This window comes from Dietzia sp. B44, assembly GCF_014145245.1.
Lineage (GTDB): Bacteria > Actinomycetota > Actinomycetes > Mycobacteriales > Mycobacteriaceae > Dietzia > Dietzia natronolimnaea.
The window spans coordinates 1-3,150 of the sequence record NZ_JAALEF010000137.1; the positions used below are offsets into that span (position 1 = coordinate 1).

General features: G+C 69.3%; 3 protein-coding genes. 1 reads left to right on the forward strand and 2 read right to left on the reverse strand.

What is annotated here, in order from left to right; genetic code table 11:
- The first annotated feature begins 282 nt into the window (after positions 1-282).
- Positions 283-1,338 (forward strand): peptidoglycan recognition protein family protein, encoded by a 1,056-nt coding sequence (locus G6017_RS05480; RefSeq protein ID WP_259845694.1) that lies wholly within the window; start codon positions 283-285, stop codon positions 1,336-1,338.
- 125 nt (positions 1,339-1,463) lie between these two features.
- On the opposite strand, the gene G6017_RS05485 is transcribed toward G6017_RS05480, so the two are convergent.
- Both G6017_RS05485 and G6017_RS05490 read right to left on the reverse strand, forming a co-directional pair.
- Positions 1,464-1,895: a phage holin family protein gene (locus G6017_RS05485; RefSeq protein WP_182616309.1), complete on the reverse strand. Its 432-nt coding sequence runs from the start codon at positions 1,893-1,895 to the stop codon at positions 1,464-1,466.
- Positions 1,896-1,901: 6 nt separating this feature from the next.
- Positions 1,902-3,150: aminotransferase class III-fold pyridoxal phosphate-dependent enzyme (locus tag G6017_RS05490; protein WP_182616311.1), on the reverse strand; the 1,249-nt coding region annotated here is incomplete at its 5' end.

The window sequence follows — 3,150 nt, forward strand, 5'->3', positions numbered from 1 at the left end:
GACCGAGTGGGGCCCGGGCGCGCGTGGCCAGTGACCGAGTAGGCCCGTGGCCCGGCGTCGGGCCCGCCGATTCCCCCTAGTAGAGGCTCCGGATACGCCTCATGAACCTCACTCGCCACATGTATCACTTCGGTAACGTAGGTCTCGATTTGGTTACGCCGAGCGCGTAATGTGGCCGTCGATCGCGCCGATATGCCAGGCGTCAGTTTCTGCAGTACAAGTCTGGAGTACACCCTTATGCCCGTTTCACGCCGTGGGTTTCTCACCGCCGCGTCAGTCGGGGTGGGCGTCGCAGTCGCCTCCTCCGTCCGTGGCCCCCTCGCCGGGGCCAACCCGTTCGACACCGGTTCCCTCGGCATGGCCCAGGACCTGCTCAAGTCGGTCCCGACCGGCAGCGGGATGATCCAGCCGAACGGCCCTCTCGGCTACGTGGGGGTCACTTTCCCCAGCGCCGAGGAGATCGCCGGCCGGATCCGGTTCGCGTTCCCCGACGGCTCGGTGGGCGACTGGCTCCCGCTCGAGGCGATGGACTCCGCCCCGGACAGCGGCAGCACTCCCGCGTCCGATCTCGTCGCCGCGCCGCAGGGGTCCGTGGGTTACGAGGTCGACGCTCCCGCCGGCGCCCGTGCCACCGCGTTCGACGACGGCCGGGCTGCACCGCGCAACTACAGCCTGGGCAGCGTCGGAACGCTCGGCCTGCCGATCATCCCGCGGGCGGCATGGGGCGCCGGTGACGTCTCGGGGAACCGCTGGGCACCGCAGTTCTTCCCGGCCCAGGCGATCACGATCCACCACACGGCCTCGCCCGTGGGCCCGGACCGCGCCGCCAGTGTGCGCGCGATTTACAACTACCACGCCAACACACTGGGCTGGGGCGACGTCGGATACCACCTGCTCATCGACCCGGAGGGCCGCATCTACCAGGGCCGCGGCGGAACCGTCGGCGGGACCCCGGTCTTCCAGGTGCCTCCGGTCGCCGGCATCGCTCCCCCGGTGGTCACCGCAGGCCACACGGGCGGCGTCAACAACGGCAATATCGGCATCTGCGTGCTGGGCGACTTCACCGGAGCGCCGCCGACCCCCGCCGCCGTGGGCGCGACCATCGACTGCGTCCGTGCCCTCGCTTCGGCCACCGGCATCAACCCGCGCGGCGGCATCACCTACCGCAACCCGCAGGGCGGGGCCACGCGCAACATGCCGGCCGTCTCGGGCCACCGCGACTGGGGCGGGACCGCCTGCCCGGGCAACTCGTTCTACCCGCAGATGCAGTTCATCCGCGACACCGCCGCGCGCGGCTGGGCCCCGAACGCGGTCTCCTCGGCCGTCTTCGGCTCCTGAGCCTCGTCTGACGGACCCACCTCTCCCATCGAAAAGAGCGTTCCGCACACCTGCCTCCAAGCTCGGCGGATGTGTGCGGAACGCTCTTCTCGTGCAGCGGCCGGGCTCGGTGCAGCGGCCGGACCTCAGTCCCGGGCGCGCGTGGGGAGCACCATGCCCAGCACCCAGTTGACCAGGCCGATCACGATCGCCCCGAAGAACGCCGCCCAGAACCCGCTCACCAGGTACTCGGCACCGAACAGCTGGAACGTCGTGGTGACCCAGCTGGTGAGCATGAGCATCAGCGCGTTGATCACCAGCAGGAACAGCCCCAGCGTGAGGATGGTCAGCGGCAGCGACAGCAGCTGCACGATCGGCTTGATCACCGCGTTGATCAGCGTGAACACCACGGCCACGATGAGCAGCGCCGCGATAGTCGGCACGCTCACCTCATTGTCGATGGCGCCGGCGTCAATGTCGGCGACACCCGCGGTCTCGTACAGGGAGATCCCCGGCACGATCAGAGTCGCCACCCACAGGGCGACGGCGTTGACGATCAGGCCCAGTATCAGCGCCATGTCCGGTCAGCTCCCCACATAGGAATCGGCCACATCGAGTGCGCGGTCGAAGATATCGAGCCCCGCGTTCGCCTCGTCGGCCGTGATGATGCAGGGCGGAACGATGTGGAATCGGTTGTAATTCATGAACAACAGCACGCCGTCGGACTTGGCGGCGGCGAAGGTCCTGGCCATGGCCTCCGATGTCCCACCGTAGGGGGCGAGGGGCTCGCGTGTCTCGCGGTCGGCCACCATCTCCACGGCCCAGAACACTCCCAGGCCGCGGACCTCGCCGATCGACGGGTGCGTCCGTGCGAGCTCGCGCAGGCGCGGGCCGATCACGTCCTCGCCGATCGTGCGGGCGTTCTCGACGATCTTCTCGTCACGCATCAGGTTGATCGTGGCCACCACGGAGGCGCAGGCCAGCGGGTGCCCGGCGTAGGTCAGGCCACCGGTGTAGGGGGTGGTCTCGAAGGAGGCGGCGATCCGGTCGTGCAGGATCACCCCGCCCAGGGGGACGTAGCCGGAGTTGGAACCCTTGGCAAAGGTGATGAGGTCGGGGGCCCAGTCGTCGTCTCCGGACCGGAAGTTGTCCAGGGCCAGCCAGGCGCCGGTGCGCCCGAAGCCGGACATGACCTCGTCACAGATCATGACGATCCCGTACTTGTCGCAGATCTCCCGCACACCGCGCAGGTAGTCGGCCGGCGGCACCATGATCCCGACCGTGCCGGGCACCGACTCGATGATCAGGGCCGCGAAGTGGTCCGGGCCCTCCAGCGCGATGAGCGAGTCCAGGTGCTCGAGCGCGCGGTCGCACTCCTGCTTCTCGTTCTCGGCGTAGAACTGCGACCGGTACAGGTAGGGCGCGTGGAAGTGCACGGCGCCGGTGTTGCCGTGGTCGTTGGCCCAGCGGCGGGCGTCACCGGTGAGGTTCATCGAGGTGGTGGTGGCGCCGTGGTAGCTGCGGAACGCCGAGAGGGTCTTGTGCCGACCGGTGTGGCGGCGCGCCATGCGGACGGCGTGCTCGACGGCCTCGGTGCCGGCGTTGGTGAAGAACACGCGGTTCATGCCGGCGGGTGCGACCTCGGCGACCAGCCGGGCGGCCTCGGCGCGGGCGGCGTTGGCGTGCGCGGGGTTGATGGTGCACAGCTCGGCGGCCTGGTCCTGGATCGCCTTGACCACCACGGGGTGCTGGTGGCCGATGTTGGTGTTGACCAGCTGGGAGGTGAAGTCGAGCAGGCGGTTGCCGTCGCCGTCGGTGAGGTGGCAGCCCTCT

Bases quoted from the DNA above. Each gene is read 5' to 3' on its own strand.
- G6017_RS05485 (WP_182616309.1), bottom strand. From the start codon at position 1,895: ATGGCGCTGATACTGGGCCTGATCGTCAACGCCGTCGCCCTGTGGGTG.